Consider the following 14565-nt stretch of genomic DNA (forward strand, 5'->3'; position numbering starts at 1 on the left):
ACGTGACAGTTTATATTTCACCAATACTACTTAAGGAATATTTAGATCTCGCTATCTTTCGAGGCGTTTGAGATGAGCGCAGACATCCCCTGAATCCCACTGCAACTCAGCAATCAAGAGCGCACTCACTCCCGTAACGAGTCCCGTAGTCAGAAATTCCCATCCACCCACATAAGGCAGGAGCGCGATCGCCAAAAAACTTAGCCCTCCGATCCAAGCAAATGCCCGCGATCGAATCCTGATACCTGTGAACAAATACCCGATCGCATTAATGCCTAGCCACAGAGGGCACAGCCGCGCCATCAGTTCTCCCCAACTTAGAAATATACTCAAATCCGTGAGAGTAATTCCTACCAGCATCAGGATGACCCAAGCATCGATCACATCTTTCAGGGGCTTAATCGTGCGCCAACACTGAGAAAGTTTTGCCATTGAGAGCGTGCCCACCAATGACAATCCCGACCATAAGAAGGCTTGAATTTGCCAGTCGATCGCTAAAAATTGAGCGGTGGCAAAAATGAGAGTCGAAATGGCTCCCCAGAGGATACAAGCTTGGTCGATGCGAGTGTAAAAGGTGGAAAGAATTATCGTCTTGCCCAGTTGCCAATGAATGCGCCACAATCCAGGTAAATCCTCGATTTCAAAGGCAGAGCGCTTTCGCCGTAGCGGCACAGATCGGTCAAACCAAAAGAGTTCCAATAAAAAATTCCAGGTCATTGTTGTTAACAATTCTTATTATTATTCTAAGAATACTCGATCGCCTGATAGAAATATCTCTATTGAAGCAGCGATTAAAGAATTAGGGTGAGACATCAAAAGGTGGATTTTGAGGCAAGTCTAAGTTTGCGACCTGCGACCCGCTGTATTGAACTTGTCATTCGCTCTGAGCGCTTCTCTTTCTAAAGGTTGACGTAACTTTGAGTTTTTCAGCCCAAGGCTCACTTCTCCAGACAGAGTGACTTGCCTTGACGTTTTGAGTATTTTGGTTGCATTAGAGCATCTATGAATACCAATCTGAGACATCAACCTCAGTGATTTTGGCTGTAAATAATTAAGGACTATTCAAAATGGCAAATCCCAATCCTCGTGATCCCCAAGATCGCACAAACTATCCTGGCTCGACTTCAAACGACCCACTGAATCCACCAAGCTATAACCGTAACGATTTGTCCAGACAAACGGTTGAAAGGCAGCGGTATGAAGACGCACAGCAAGCCAGAGATGAAAACAATACGGCGAATGGTTTTTTGATTGGAATCTTGTTGACCGGATTAGTTTTAGGCGGTGCAGCTTTGGCATATTTTGTCACCCAGCGCGATCGTACTCCGGTTCCGCAACGCACGATTGTGGTTCCGAGTGCATCTCCGTCTCCGTCTCCGTCTCCAGAGGTGCGCGAGCGAGTGATTGAGCGCGATCGCATTGTGCCGGTTCCCCAACCTCAGCAAAGTGCGCCTGTCGTCGTTCCGGCTCCAGAAGTCAGAATTGAATCTCCCAGACCTAACCCTCAAACCTCGCCTTCTACGCCCAGTTCTCAACAGCAGGAGCCTGCCCGTCAAGAACAACCGCGATCGACGAGCGAACCAACGACTACTCCTGAAGCGACTGCAAGCCCCAGTCCAAGTAATACAGGGCAGTAGTGAATGTCCGAAAATTCTTCAATGTATCTGCAATGTTCATATAATGAGAAACGAGTCGATCGTATTGGATTTGTTGAGATGACGCTAATTGCAGTGCTGAAGATAATTTGGATGGTTTCTGCGGTAGGAACAATTATTCTGGTGCTGCTGCATAGCCCGAAAGGGGATGGTTTGGGCGGTTTGGGCGGTCAAGCGCAACTGTTTACCAGTACCAAAAGTGCAGAGACGACGCTGAATCGTCTGACCTGGTTATTAATGACGATTTGTATGGGAATCACGGTGGTTCTCAGTGCCGGATGGCTCGGTCGTTAAAGTGGAATTGGTTCAAAGCGCATTCGATCTGTTTCGCGATCGGATGCGTTTTGTTTTGGGCAATTTCGGTGCAGGCGACTCCAAAGATTCACGCAATGCCACCGATTTTGGCGCAGTGGTCTGATCGATCGGGCGATTATTTCGATCGAGTTGAGAAAACTGAGCCAGAGTATTTGATTTGGTCAGAATTTCCCGTCAAGGTGTATGTCCAATCTGGAGATGCGACTTGGGCAAAGTTGATGATCCAGGCTGTGAATGAGTGGAAAGCTTATTTTCCCTTAGAGTTGACCGAGCAAAGGGAAGAAGCGGGAATTGTGTTCGATCGTGCTTCTATTCCGCTCCGGTTTCCTCCAACGGAGCGAGTTCGATTTGCGGATGCTCGGTTCGAGCTTTACAAACAAAACTCTGTTTTGCGGCATCGGATGAAAATTCGGATTCAGCCCAATCGTCCAAATGATTCTTTATTGCTAGCAGCGCGGCATGAGTTGGGTCATGCTTTAGGAATTTGGGGACATAGCCCTCTAGAAACCGATGTAATGTATTTTTCGCAGGTGCGCACGCCACCAACTATTTCACCGAGAGATGTAAATACGTTGAAACGGGTGTATGAGCAGCCGACTCGATTGGGTTGGTAGGAGAGGGTTTGAGCGATCGCGGTTGAGAAAGAAAAATGATTGAGAAGTGATTATAGATGTAGTCACCTCGATCATTGCATACAAGTTTTCAGCCTTAAGCCTCTTGGAGATTAGAACGATGATAGGAATCAATTTGTCTGAAGAACCTCGTGCGATTTGAGAAGCTAAAGAGGAGCAAGCGATCGCTCTAATCACACGGATGTTGAATCGTCGATTGCAACAAGAATTGCCTGAAGAAGTGCGATCGCGGTTGACTACGCTTTCACTTCCAATCCTCCAAGATCTCAGCGAAGATCGCATCATTCTCTTTATCTACAGAAATTCTGAGATTTTTCGGAACGACTTTCATTCTTAGAGTAGAAAAGATACAGCCCCTATCCGGAAAATCTGTATGACTGAACCATTCAGCGCTCTCGGTATTGCTGCGTTTGCTTTCTTGAGTCATTTTGCTCAGTCTGAACCTGGAAAGAAGTTTATTGAGTCGATCGTTGGAAAGCTCGGCGAGAAGATGCTTGAGGCGGGATTGAAGAAAGCAGGGGAATTGAAGTCGATCGTGGTCAAAAAATTGCAGGGAAATGCAACGGCGGAACAAGCGATCGCATTAGCGGAAAGTGGCGATGAGCAAGCATTGAAAACGGTTGGGGCTTATTTGAATGTGGCAATGGTTGAGGATCAGGAGTTTGCGGCTCAGGTGCGGCAAATGGCAGAACAGATTATCAACATTGGCAGAATTGAAGGGAAAAACATTCAAAATATTTACGGTGGACAAGGCTTGCAGGTGAATGATTCGACTGCACCTGTGATTCAGGCGGGAGAGAATGCCAGCATTAATTTCAATTACGGCAAGGATTGACTGAATTCGTCGGATCGCGGTTCCGACAAAGTAACGCCGTCTTTTGAAATTCCCTATCGCGTCTCGCCGAATTTTGTGGGACGGGAGGATGAGCTTGTTCGATTGCAGGAGATTTTGCGATCGTCTTCGTCTGCGGCGATCGCGGTTGTGAGCGGAATGGGCGGATTGGGCAAGACGCAATTGGCGGCGAAGTATGCGACGGAGAACAAGGCGAAGTATCCGGGGGGAATCTATTGGCTGAATGGTCGCGCCAGTAATTTAGCGGTTCAGATCATTTACAAGGCAGAATTCGATCTGCATTTACCTGGATTGGATGCGGCGAAAGAGCGATTGCAGGAGTCGGCAGCGATCGCGAAGTGGTGTTGGGATCATTGGTTGCCGAAAGAGCCGACGCTGATTGTGGTAGATGATGTGGCGGACTGGGCAGAGGTACGATCGCTGATGCCTGTGGAGAGCCGCTTTCGGGTGCTGGTGACGACGAGACAGCGCGATCTTTTACCGCAGCAGCATACGATCGCGTTGAAGCGGCTGGAACCGGAGCAGTCGCGATCGCTGTTGGCGGCATTGGAGGAGGTGGGACGGGTTGAGGACGATCGAGCATTTGCTGATCGGATTTGTGCGGGATTGGGCAATTTGCCGCTTGCGATCGAGCTGGTTGGATCTTATTTGCGGCACGATCGACATTTGACGCTCTCGGAGATTTGGGAGCGGTTGAGGTCGAATGGGGTGCGGGACGAGGTGCTTGAGCGATCGCCGCAGTATGAGATGGCGGCGGAGTTGGGGGTGAGAGCGGCGTTTGATTTGACTTGGGAGACGATCGAGCCGGAAGGGAAACGGGTGGCGCGGTTGTTGAGTTATTTCGGGTTGGATTGGGTGCCGTGGGAGTTGGCGGAACGGGTGATGCAACGGGTGGAGGGGGAGGAGTATCGATTTGGGAAATGGAAGGCGCGGCTAGAGAATGCGTCGCTGGTGGAATTTGAGCCGGAGCGCATTGGGGATTGTCGGTTGCATCCATTGATTCAGAGTTTCTTGCGTGATCAGCCGGAGGAGGAGGAGATTCGATCGGCGTTTGTGAAAGAGATGATCGCGATCGCGAAAACAATGCCGGATAACCCGACGACGAAACAGGTGAATCAGTTTAAGGGTCTAGAATTGCACGTTCAAGAAATTTCAAAGCGACACATAGCAGAGTTAGAAGAGGATGATCTGCTATGGGCATTCGTCGGACTCGCACGATTCTATGAAGGACAGGCACTCTTTAGAGATGCAGAATCACAATACGCAGACTGTTTAGCTGTCACCCAACGCCTGTTTGAGGGCGACCTTGGGATGGTCGCCCTCAGCCTCAACAATCTCGCAGCACTCTACGACTCACAAGGACGATTGAGTGAGGCGGAACCCCTCTATCTCCAAGCTCTCCAAATGACACAACGACTCTTTGAGGGCGACCATCCCAATATCGCACTCAGCCTCAACAATCTCGCTTACCTCTACAAAGCACAAGGACGATTGAGTGAGGCGGAACCCCTCTATCTCCAAGCTCTCCAAATGACACAACGACTCTTTGAGGGCGACCATCCCGATGTGGCAAGGAGCCTCAACAATCTCGCATTGCTCTACCAAACACAAGGACGATTGAGTGAGGCGGAACCCCTCTATCTCCAAGCTCTCCAAATGACACAACGACTCTTTGAGGGCGACCATCCCGATGTGGCAAGGAGCCTCAACAATCTCGCATTGCTCTACCAAACACAAGGACGATTGAGTGAGGCGGAACCCCTCTATCTCCAAGCTCTCGATATGCGAAAACGCCTCTTTGAGGGCGACCATCCCGATGTGGCAAGGAGCCTCAACAATCTCGCATTGCTCTACAAAGCACAAGGACAATTGAGTGAGGCGGAACCCCTCTATCTCCAAGCTCTCGATATGCGAAAACGCCTCTTTGAGGGCGACCATCCCGATGTGGCAAAGAGCCTCAACAATCTCGCAGGACTCTACAAAGCACAAGGAAAGCTAGAGCAAGCTGAAATCTACTACCAGCAAGCCCTCCAACTCTGCGAGAAATTCTTAGGAGCCAATCACCCCGACACCCAAATCGTCCGCAACAATCTCGCCTACCTTCGCCAGCAACAGCAATCCATCCCCCCGACAACTTCCTCACGCTCTGCCTTCCGTCGCCTCTTGCGTCCCCTGCGCCGATTCATTCGCTTTCTGCTGGGTTGCTTTGGGATTCGATCGACTCGGTAGAGGGAGTGGGGAGTGGGGGAGTGGGGAGATGGGGAGATGGGGGAACGGATTAGGTGGGGGAATGGGTTTGGAGATTTTGGAGGGGTTTGATTGCAAATCGGCTTCCCTACAGATTCAACGGATAAAATAGGAACACACAATTGAGACACAACCCAGGTGTGAGGACTCTGAACGATGGAATGGACAGCCGAAGCAGAAGCAAAACTCAAAGAAATCCCCTTCTTCGTGCGACCCGCAGCCCGCAAGAAAATCGAAAAACTTGCTCAAGAAATGGGAGCAACTCAAATTACCGTCGAAATCTACGATCGAGCTAAACAACAGTTCGGCAACTAAGCTCGATCGTCGAACTACACCGAAGTATAAAGTGATTCTTAGACTCTGCGGGGTATACTCACTCAGCAATCTAATCACAAAGCACATCCATGCCCACAAGAATAGCTGTACTCTCCAAATTGAGCGGACTAATTGCATTCAGTTTCGGTTTACTAGCCTGTGGGCAACCCAACACTGCAAGTTTATCTAGCACTCCTATCCAGCCCGCTTCCGCATCTCCTCAAAAGCCATCCTCGCAACCCCAACAAGCCGAGGCATCCTCAAGCCAAGCAAACCCCTCGCCGACTCAACCCAGTGCAGAGGCGATTTATACAGAGTTTGAACGGCTCACCCAAAAAGCCTGTAAACAGCAGGAGAAAGTGGTCGGGAATATGCGCTACACCCTTTGCAGCATGACTGACACCCAGGGAGTCACCCGCATTGTTTCTGCCTCTTCATCTCTAAAGAACGAAGGCGATGGCGCGGGGTATTGGCTAAATGAGCAGGGCGATATTTACGCAATTCGGTACTTCCATTCTGACGAAATCGTCGTTCTGCTCCCAGAAGACAAAAAGACGATCGTTGAACTTGTCGGAAACCGACAAATCAATGTCATCACCGATGAAGCTCGCTGGAATCAGTTAGAACTCGGTGCGAGAGATCAGTTAATGACAATTTCTGAACAGTTTGATCCAGACGCAAGTCAACCATCAGGCACTTCAAAGCCACAATCTATGGAGCAAACCGCCCTTCAGCACCTCAATACTCCTGGATCTGTCAAAGCAACGATCGAGAAAACCGCGATCGTCGAAAACACTGCTCTCATTCAATGGCAACAAGGCGAAGCAGGCGGCATGATGCTGTTGAGAAAAGAGAACGAAACTTGGAAAGTTCTCACATCGGGCGGCGGTGCAATGAGTCTAAGAGACTTATCAGAGTACGATGTCCCTCGCGCCACAGCAGAATCCCTGCTGACTCAAATCGATCCAAACTGGCGAAAATACTAAAGAATAGGGGGTAGAAAATAGGAAGAGCGACTAAGGAAACACTTCCCTACTCCCCACTCCCCACTTCACCTATCAGGCTCGAAACAAAGTCGAACCAAACACTTCGGCTATTTCTATCGCCAAAGGACGGTACTCCGATCTCTCCAGATTCCATCCCTTCTCTACAATAGCGATAGCACGATCGACATAGAAGGGGGAACACGATGCAGCCGACCAACTCAGAAAAATTTACCGAAAAAGTCTGGGAAGCAATCATCCGAACTCAAGAGATTGTAAAACAGGCGCAACAACAGCAGATCGAGACGGAGCATCTGATGAAAGCTCTGCTCGAACAAGATGGCTTAGCAATCAGCATCTTCAACAAACTCGCTGTCCCCGTCGATCGAGTGCGCGATCGTACCGATGATTTTATTCGTCGTCAGCCCAAAGTTTCTGGAAGTGGAACCTCGGTATACTGGGGACGCAGCGCCGATGCCTTGCTCGATCGGGCTGAAGAATATCGCAAGCAATTCGAGGACAGCTTTATCTCGATCGAACATCTTTTGCTAGGTTACGCCCAAGATAGTCGGTTCGGAAAAGCATTGCTGTCAGAATTTAGAATCGATGAAGCAAAATTAAGAAACGCGATCGAACAAGTTCGGGGAAATCAAAAAGTGACCGACCAGACTCCTGAAAACAAATACGAATCCCTAGAAAAATACGGGCGTGATTTGACCCAGTATGCTCGCGAAGGGAAACTCGATCCGGTCATTGGACGAGACGACGAAATCCGACGCACGATCCAGATCTTGTCCCGTCGCACCAAAAACAATCCGGTTTTGATCGGTGAACCCGGTGTTGGTAAAACCGCGATCGCTGAAGGTCTTGCTCAGCGAATTCTCAGTGGAGATGTCCCGCAATCCCTAAAAGACCGCAAACTGATCGCCCTAGATATGGGCGCACTGATTGCAGGTGCAAAATACCGAGGCGAATTTGAGGAACGCTTGAAAGCCGTTCTCAAAGAAGTCACCGATTCTCGTGGCAACATCATTCTGTTTATCGACGAAATTCATACCGTGGTTGGTGCAGGTGCAACTCAAGGCGCGATGGATGCCGGAAACCTGCTGAAGCCGATGCTGGCACGAGGCGAGTTGCGCTGTATCGGTGCAACGACCTTAGACGAATATCGCAAATACATCGAGAAAGATGCAGCCTTAGAGCGGCGCTTCCAGCAAGTCTTCGTCGATCAGCCGAGTGTTGAAGACACGATCTCGATTCTGCGCGGACTAAAAGAGCGGTACGAAGTTCACCACGGGGTGAAAATCTCCGACTCTGCGTTAGTTGCTGCTGCAACCCTTTCGACTCGATATATCAGCGATCGCTTCCTTCCCGACAAAGCGATCGACCTCGTAGACGAAGCGGCTGCCAAACTCAAAATGGAGATTACGTCGAAGCCAGAAGAACTCGATGAAGTCGATCGTAAAGTTCTCCAGCTTGAGATGGAACGACTTTCGTTGCAGAAAGAGAACGATGCAGGATCTCGCGATCGCTTAGAACGATTAGAGCGTGAACTTGCCGATTTCAAAGAAGATCAGTCCAAGTTAAATGCTCAATGGCAAGCCGAGAAAAGCGTCATCACAGATCTTCAGAAGCTCAAAGAAGAAATCGATCGAGTCAACCTTGAAATCCAGCAAGCCGAACGCGATTACGATCTCAACCGCGCGGCTGAACTGAAGTACGGCAAGCTCAACGAACTCAATCGTAAAGTTGAAGAAACGGAATCCCAACTGTCTCAAACTCAGAAATCGGGAGCGACGCTGCTCCGTGAAGAAGTTCTTGAATCAGACATTGCTGAAATCATTTCCAAATGGACGGGTATCCCCGTTAGTAAACTCGTTGAATCTGAAATGCAAAAGCTCTTGCAGCTTGACGATGTTTTACATCAGCGCGTGATTGGACAAGACGAAGCGGTGACGGCAGTTTCCGATGCAATTCAGCGATCGAGAGCCGGACTTTCTGATCCAAATCGTCCAACGGCTAGCTTCATTTTCTTAGGACCAACAGGAGTTGGTAAAACTGAGCTTGCAAAAGCACTCGCTGCTTTCTTATTCGACACCGAAGAAGCAATGGTTCGGATCGACATGTCCGAATACATGGAGAAGCATTCTGTTTCTCGCTTAATTGGTGCGCCTCCTGGATATGTCGGCTATGAAGAAGGCGGACAACTCACGGAAGCGGTTCGTCGTCGTCCTTACTCGGTGATTCTGTTTGATGAAATCGAGAAAGCCCATCCCGATGTCTTCAATGTGATGCTGCAAATTCTCGATGATGGTCGCGTGACAGACTCCCAAGGTCGCACCGTAGACTTCAAGAACACAATTATCATCATGACCTCGAACATCGGTTCGCAGTACATCTTTGAATACGGTGGTGATGACGATCGCTATGAGGAAATGCGATCGAGAGTGATGGAAGCAATGCGATCGAACTTCCGTCCTGAGTTCTTGAACCGGATTGATGAGATCATCATCTTCCACAGTCTGCAAAAGGCTCAACTCCGCGAGATCGTCAAGATTCAAACGCATCGCTTAGAAAGTCGCTTAGCAGAGCGGAAGATGTCCCTGAAGCTCTCCGATGCAGCACTCGATTTCTTAGCAGAAGTAGGCTTTGATCCAGTTTACGGAGCACGTCCACTGAAGCGGGCAATTCAGCGGGAGTTGGAAACAACGATCGCCAAAGAAATTCTACGCAGCAACTTCACTGAAGGCGATACTATCTTCGTCGATGTCGGTGAAACGGAGCGCTTAGAATTCAAACGCTTGCCTTCTGAAGTGTTGACCACGCAATAGGCAATGAAGGGGTGAGACTTCTCTCACCCCTTCATTGCTTTAGAAGCAAATGAAATTCAAATTGAGGCATCGTTGACCGAAAAAAGCCATCATGCAAGCAGCCGTCCGAATCAGAGCCAAAGTGCTACCTGGAAACAGAATTGAGATTGAAGTTCCTGACGGTTCTGTTGGAGCAGAGGTTGAAGTCATGGTTGTCTTTCCTGAAACGATTCCAATTGGATTTGATCAGCGCGATCGTAGCTATCACCTCTTTTTGATCTTCAGACGTGAGAGACGAACTCACGAGATTTGTGGCTTTTATTCTAAGTGTTTTGGTAAAAACCAATGCTTCTAGAATGCCCGTCTGCCCAAATCAAACCCTGAAGAATCAACTAGAGAATCGGCGATCGCTGTTCCAAATCGAACTTATACCCGTGTGGCAAAATATGCAACTTTGCACCACACAGCGCTAAAGCTTCGTCATGCAACAGTTCAGCCATATTGTTGTGCGTGACCGTTGATTCATCCACGATCGTTACTGCACCTTCACCAATGACTTCTAAGATTTTGCCATTGATTGAGATCGCAGTATTCTCATCAATCCCAAAGCCTAAGCTAGCAGGCTGCTGTGCTAAAGCAGAAAGTAATCGTCCCAGTCGTCCGCGTTGTGCGAAATGCTGATCAATAATCACATTCGGCAAAAAGCCCATGCCCCGATCCATGCGAGCGACCTCGCGTCGAGGATTCGTTTCGCCTTCACCCTCGACAATCATCATATCGGGCATCATCGCTGCACCTGCACTCGTTCCAGCAATTACAATGCCTTCAGAAAAGCGCCTGTGCAAAACAGCTTCTAGCTCTGTATCTTTCAAGCATTCTGTAATTCGAGCTTGGTTTCCCCCCGTGAAGAACACCCCGGTCGATTGAGAGATAGCTTCGATCGCTCTTGGATCACTCGCATCCTCACGCTTGCCCGTATCGACAACCTGAACGTCTTTTGCGCCTAATCGCTCAAAAATGTCAATGTACTGCGCGCCAACTTCACCTGGTAAGCCCGTCGCAACCGTCATCACAACAATATGCGCATCAAGTCCACCTGATCGCCGCACAAATTCCCGCAGAATCTTACACTCTCCCTCTTTATCCTCGGCTCCACCAATAATGACAAGTTCACCATGCGTCTCAGGTAAAGCGACATTCTCTTGAGGGTCATCCTGAGCAGGCGTTTCAATCTGACTTACCATAACCATCTCCAATATAAGAGTTTGATGTTACTGAACCATATTTGGTTATCACTCCATCACAACCGAACGGTAGATTTCGATACAAAAATTAGAGCGCCCGCGAATCTTTCGATCGTCGTCGATAGCTTTCAAGTAGCAACATCCAACCCAGACGAAACTGATTAAAGCTCTTGACTTCAGGCTGAATTAAATCAGTCAAAAACGCCTTTGCTCTTTCTAAAGGAAGATGGCGAGGTTTGCCTTTGTAAACAATCTGGTACTCGTTGTCATATTCACCATCGCCATAGCCGGAAATTAAGTGCAGGTGAAATGCTTCTTCCGCTAAGGTATGAACTTCTTCACGTAAATTAGTATCCATAATGTCAGTCTTTACTTGATTTAGTCTGAGTTGTAATACAGGTCAGAATCTTTTGACACCTAGCTTGAGTTTTACTCTTTGGGATAGACGCAGCTTACGCTTCGATTTCTGTAGAGTCTCAAGGTACAAATATCTTGTGAAATTATGGTTGTCGATCGCATCTCCGAACTCAACCGCGTCAATGCGAGAAAAACTGATGCGTTTGATATTTTTAATATTCGTGCTTACGTTGGTGCAAATCCCTATTTGTCGATGGCTGCCATCGTGTTCGATTTTACGCTGACGAAAAATCAGAATGCGCTGCCCGTCGAGCAGTATGCCAAGATTGTGAGCGATCGCTATCCTGATTTCCGAGAAAAAACGTTTACTTCTCATGCTGATCTGTTTGCCCAGACCGTCGCGAAAGTGAGTGCACTGGAGATGGATCTGCATTTGCAGCACTGGAGTGTCACGGCTTATCCACAGTTCGATCGTATTGCAGTCGAAACGCTACATGCTCGAACCAGTCGAGAACTGATCTTTTCAGTTTGGGATTGGTTTGAAGCGATGACTCAAGGACAAGACTTTGCGATCGCAGATCACATCGAAGTGTTGCAGGCGCAGTTTCGGCGATCGGTGTATGGTGGCCCTACGGTTTATGCTTTACTCAAATCGGCTAGAGAGCTAGGCATTCCCACTTTCTATCTGTGGGATGAAGGGTTGATGCAGTATGGCTACGGGCGAAAGCAAGTCAGAGGCATTGCCACAACTTTCGAGCGGGATAGTCATCTCGATTCAGACTTCACGACACGCAAAGATGACTGCAAAGCGTTCTTGCAAACCTTAGGATTTCCTGTGCCAAAAGGTCGGATTGTTTCGAGCTTCAATGAAGCACTCAACGCAGTTGATCGCATCGGTTATCCAGTCGCGGTAAAGCCTGTGGTCGGACATAAAGGCATCGGCGTGACAGCAAATATCCAATCCGATGAAGATCTAGAAGCCGCATTCGATCGAGCAGTAGAAGCTGTTGAACCAGAACAATCGATTCGGATCATTATTGAACAGAGTATTGAAGGCGATGATTTTCGATTGTTGTGTGTGGATGGAAAGTTCATTGCTGCGACGAAGCGCGAACCTGCTTCGGTAGTCGGAGATGGAATGTCTACGATCGAGGAATTGATCAACCGAGCGAATCGCTCTCCTGAACGCAGCGATACCCCAACTTCGCCGATGGGTAAGATTCATGTCGATGACGCGATGCACCGCTATCTAGCTGAGCAGGATTTATCAATTGAGACAGTACTAGAGCGCGATCGCACAATCTTCTTGCGCAAAGTCGCGAATCTCTCTGCTGGTGGACTGAGCATTGATGCAACACCGAACATTCATCCCGATAACATTGTGCTAGCTCAGGATGTCGCTCAACATTTTCGCTTGACTTGCCTCGGCATTGATATCATGACCCGCGATCTCAGCCGCTCTTGGAAAGAAGGAAACTTTGCCATCATTGAGATCAATGCGGCTCCTGGAATTTTTATGCACTTAAAACCTGCGATCGGCAATCGAGTCGATGTGACTTCTCATATTTTGAAAACCTTCTTTCACTCAAGTGCAGAAGCTCGAATTCCGATCATCACCTTCAATCGCGTTACTCTTTCAGATTTGCAAACTGCGATCGCTTACATTCTTCGACATTATCCACATTGGACAATTGGAGCCGCTTGCCAAGATGGTATTTTGATCAATCACTCTGAAAAGCCACTGCATCCAGACTACAACACCAACATTCAGAATCTACTGAGAAATCCTAAGTTAGATTTACTGATTACTGAATATCCTGAATCCATTCTCGATCGCTCTGGCATGTTTTATGAAAAGAGCAATCTTGTTGTGCTGAATGATCCAACAGAGATCGAAATGATGTTGGCAAAAAATATTTTTGAAGATGCAAAAGTTGTGATTAAGCAAGGCAGTAAAGTTTCAACTCAATATCAAGGATTGATTGAACAATATGCTTTAAGTGAATCGTTCGATCAGGTTTACCTAGAAGCAATCGCGGCAATGATCTTGTAAAACTGATGCCTTTGAAGAGACAGATATCGGTTCTCTAGAGAATTCTTCTGAATTAAGTAATTTTACTGGGTGATTCTTGTGGAATTTATGTGTTAATTGGCACGTAAAAGAAGCAAGCTGGTAAGTTAGTGTGCTTACTAAATTTACTGGTTTGCATGAGCGACGTTGCCCCGTTTAACTAGTGTGTCCCTACTTTTAGAGGGTCACAACTGGTTATATTACTTCTCAGGAATTACCCAATGTCAGACTTTGAGCAAATCTCCCTGTTGACGATCGACAACCAATCCCTTTCTCTTGGCACGGTACTTCAGTACTTTCAACTCTCTGGAAAACTGATGCCTTGGATTAGAGACATTCTTGAACAGCATATTGTTTTTCAAACGATTCAATCTCGCAACGACTTGAATATTCTTGAATCTGAGGTAGATCAAGCAGTCATTAATTTCCGAATCAACAATCAATTGTCTGATGCAGATGTCTTTGAGCAATGGTTGATCAATCAAGGCATCGACTTCGCAGTATTGAGAAGTCGGTTTGTGATTGGGCTGAAAGTGGACAAGCTGAAAGCATTGATCGCAGAGCCAAATTTGCAGGCATTGTTTGATCAGCAGAAGCTCGCATTGGATCAGGTCGAACTTTATTACATGATCGCTTCGAGCCAAGAGATTGCTGAAGAAATTCAGCGCAAAATCGAACAAGAAGGTGGTTTTGAGAAAGTTGCGAGAGAGTATGCTTTAGCAGAAGAGCCGCAAGTGAGCTTGGTTAGACGGGCTTTTTCGCTGGCTCAGTTGCCTGAAGACCTCAGAACCGCGATCGCACAAAAGCAAGCTGGCGATACCGTGGGCGCAATCGAAGTTGAGCAGCGCTGGTGTGTGTTCCGCATCGAAGCAGTCGTTCCTGCTGTCTTGGAAGGTGAATTAAAGCTTGCGCTACAAAATCAGCTGTTTGAACAATGGGTTGCTGATCAGATCCAGCAGTTATCTGTTCGATTGGGAGGATCTCAACTGGCTGAGGCTTCTGCCGTTGAGACAGAAGAACGGGAACTGGTAGCGACAATGTAGTTGATCAGGTGTGTAGGGGTGAATAGCTCTGCCAATGCCT

General features: G+C 48.0%; 14 protein-coding genes and 1 pseudogene. 12 read left to right on the forward strand and 3 right to left on the reverse strand.

The window, feature by feature from the left end:
* Positions 1 to 51: 51 nt before the first annotated feature.
* Positions 52 to 717, reverse strand: a complete 666-nt coding sequence (locus tag LEPBO_RS0130035; RefSeq protein ID WP_017291308.1) for a hypothetical protein — start codon at positions 715 to 717, stop codon at positions 52 to 54.
* Positions 718 to 1067: 350 nt separating this feature from the next.
* Between LEPBO_RS0130035 and LEPBO_RS0130040 the strand changes: the two genes are divergently transcribed.
* From LEPBO_RS0130040 to LEPBO_RS38715, 10 genes and pseudogenes are all read left to right on the forward strand, one after another.
* Positions 1068 to 1637, forward strand: a complete 570-nt coding sequence (locus tag LEPBO_RS0130040) for a hypothetical protein (protein ID WP_017291309.1) — start codon at positions 1068 to 1070, stop codon at positions 1635 to 1637.
* A 3-nt stretch (positions 1638 to 1640) separates the two neighbouring features.
* Entirely contained in the window at positions 1641 to 1949 is a 309-nt protein-coding gene (gene secG / locus LEPBO_RS0130045; RefSeq protein ID WP_263970843.1) for a preprotein translocase subunit SecG, read from the forward strand.
* Positions 1934 to 2584, forward strand: a complete 651-nt coding sequence (locus LEPBO_RS0130050; protein ID WP_017291311.1) for a hypothetical protein — start codon at positions 1934 to 1936, stop codon at positions 2582 to 2584. Before secG ends, LEPBO_RS0130050 begins: the two co-directional genes overlap by 16 nt.
* 172 nt (positions 2585 to 2756) lie before the next feature.
* A pseudogene (locus LEPBO_RS43710) lies at positions 2757 to 2939 on the forward strand (DUF4351 domain-containing protein); the annotation flags it as partial.
* Positions 2940 to 2975: 36 nt separating this feature from the next.
* Positions 2976 to 3437, forward strand: coding sequence for a hypothetical protein (locus tag LEPBO_RS38705; RefSeq protein ID WP_017291313.1), 462 nt, complete (start codon positions 2976 to 2978; stop codon positions 3435 to 3437).
* Positions 3438 to 3512: 75 nt separating this feature from the next.
* The gene (locus LEPBO_RS43075) at positions 3513 to 5684 is read left to right on the forward strand and encodes a tetratricopeptide repeat protein (protein WP_017291314.1); all 2172 of its coding nucleotides are present in this window, start codon (positions 3513 to 3515) and stop codon (positions 5682 to 5684) included.
* A gap of 174 nt (positions 5685 to 5858) precedes the next feature.
* Positions 5859 to 6017 carry a PCP reductase family protein gene (locus tag LEPBO_RS0130070; RefSeq protein ID WP_017291315.1) on the forward strand — a complete coding sequence of 53 codons (159 nt, stop codon included), beginning with the start codon at positions 5859 to 5861 and terminating at the stop codon, positions 6015 to 6017.
* 89 nt (positions 6018 to 6106) lie between these two features.
* Positions 6107 to 7003, forward strand: a complete 897-nt coding sequence (locus LEPBO_RS41310; RefSeq protein ID WP_017291316.1) for a hypothetical protein — start codon at positions 6107 to 6109, stop codon at positions 7001 to 7003.
* A gap of 203 nt (positions 7004 to 7206) precedes the next feature.
* The gene (gene clpB / locus LEPBO_RS0130080) at positions 7207 to 9831 is read left to right on the forward strand and encodes an ATP-dependent chaperone ClpB (RefSeq protein ID WP_017291317.1); all 2625 of its coding nucleotides are present in this window, start codon (positions 7207 to 7209) and stop codon (positions 9829 to 9831) included.
* 91 nt (positions 9832 to 9922) lie between these two features.
* Positions 9923 to 10165 (forward strand): hypothetical protein, encoded by a 243-nt coding sequence (locus LEPBO_RS38715; protein WP_017291318.1) that lies wholly within the window; start codon positions 9923 to 9925, stop codon positions 10163 to 10165.
* Positions 10166 to 10202: 37 nt separating this feature from the next.
* On the opposite strand, the gene LEPBO_RS0130090 is transcribed toward LEPBO_RS38715, so the two are convergent.
* Together LEPBO_RS0130090 and LEPBO_RS38720 are read right to left on the reverse strand one after the other, a co-directional pair.
* On the reverse strand, positions 10203 to 11054 hold the full coding sequence (locus tag LEPBO_RS0130090) for a cyanophycinase (protein ID WP_017291319.1): 852 nt from the start codon (positions 11052 to 11054) through the stop codon (positions 10203 to 10205).
* 88 nt (positions 11055 to 11142) lie between these two features.
* Entirely contained in the window at positions 11143 to 11412 is a 270-nt protein-coding gene (locus LEPBO_RS38720; protein ID WP_017291320.1) for a hypothetical protein, read from the reverse strand.
* Positions 11413 to 11556: 144 nt separating this feature from the next.
* On the opposite strand from LEPBO_RS38720, the gene LEPBO_RS0130100 reads away from it, so the two are divergent.
* Positions 11557 to 13464, forward strand: coding sequence for an acetate--CoA ligase family protein (locus LEPBO_RS0130100; RefSeq protein WP_017291321.1), 1908 nt, complete (start codon positions 11557 to 11559; stop codon positions 13462 to 13464).
* A 239-nt stretch (positions 13465 to 13703) separates the two neighbouring features.
* On the forward strand, positions 13704 to 14525 hold the full coding sequence (locus tag LEPBO_RS38725; protein WP_017291322.1) for a peptidylprolyl isomerase: 822 nt from the start codon (positions 13704 to 13706) through the stop codon (positions 14523 to 14525).
* Positions 14526 to 14565 lie beyond the last annotated feature (40 nt).

Source organism: Leptolyngbya boryana PCC 6306 (assembly GCF_000353285.1).
GTDB classification, from domain to species: domain Bacteria; phylum Cyanobacteriota; class Cyanobacteriia; order Leptolyngbyales; family Leptolyngbyaceae; genus Leptolyngbya; species Leptolyngbya boryana.

What these genes read in the sequence shown, in the direction of transcription:
- LEPBO_RS0130035 (WP_017291308.1), bottom strand. Translation starts at nt 717, where the DNA reads ATGACCTGGAATTTTTTATTGGAACTCTTTTGGTTTGACCGATCTGTG.
- LEPBO_RS0130040 (WP_017291309.1), top strand. Translation starts at nt 1,068, where the DNA reads ATGGCAAATCCCAATCCTCGTGATCCCCAAGATCGCACAAACTATCCT.
- secG (WP_263970843.1), top strand. Translation starts at nt 1,641, where the DNA reads ATGTCCGAAAATTCTTCAATGTATCTGCAATGTTCATATAATGAGAAA.
- LEPBO_RS0130050 (WP_017291311.1), top strand. Translation starts at nt 1,934, where the DNA reads ATGGCTCGGTCGTTAAAGTGGAATTGGTTCAAAGCGCATTCGATCTGT.
- LEPBO_RS38705 (WP_017291313.1), top strand. Translation starts at nt 2,976, where the DNA reads ATGACTGAACCATTCAGCGCTCTCGGTATTGCTGCGTTTGCTTTCTTG.
- LEPBO_RS0130070 (WP_017291315.1), top strand. Translation starts at nt 5,859, where the DNA reads ATGGAATGGACAGCCGAAGCAGAAGCAAAACTCAAAGAAATCCCCTTC.
- LEPBO_RS41310 (WP_017291316.1), top strand. Translation starts at nt 6,107, where the DNA reads ATGCCCACAAGAATAGCTGTACTCTCCAAATTGAGCGGACTAATTGCA.
- clpB (WP_017291317.1), top strand. Translation starts at nt 7,207, where the DNA reads ATGCAGCCGACCAACTCAGAAAAATTTACCGAAAAAGTCTGGGAAGCA.
- LEPBO_RS38715 (WP_017291318.1), top strand. Translation starts at nt 9,923, where the DNA reads ATGCAAGCAGCCGTCCGAATCAGAGCCAAAGTGCTACCTGGAAACAGA.
- LEPBO_RS0130090 (WP_017291319.1), bottom strand. Translation starts at nt 11,054, where the DNA reads ATGGTAAGTCAGATTGAAACGCCTGCTCAGGATGACCCTCAAGAGAAT.
- LEPBO_RS38720 (WP_017291320.1), bottom strand. Translation starts at nt 11,412, where the DNA reads ATGGATACTAATTTACGTGAAGAAGTTCATACCTTAGCGGAAGAAGCA.
- LEPBO_RS0130100 (WP_017291321.1), top strand. Translation starts at nt 11,557, where the DNA reads ATGGTTGTCGATCGCATCTCCGAACTCAACCGCGTCAATGCGAGAAAA.
- LEPBO_RS38725 (WP_017291322.1), top strand. Translation starts at nt 13,704, where the DNA reads ATGTCAGACTTTGAGCAAATCTCCCTGTTGACGATCGACAACCAATCC.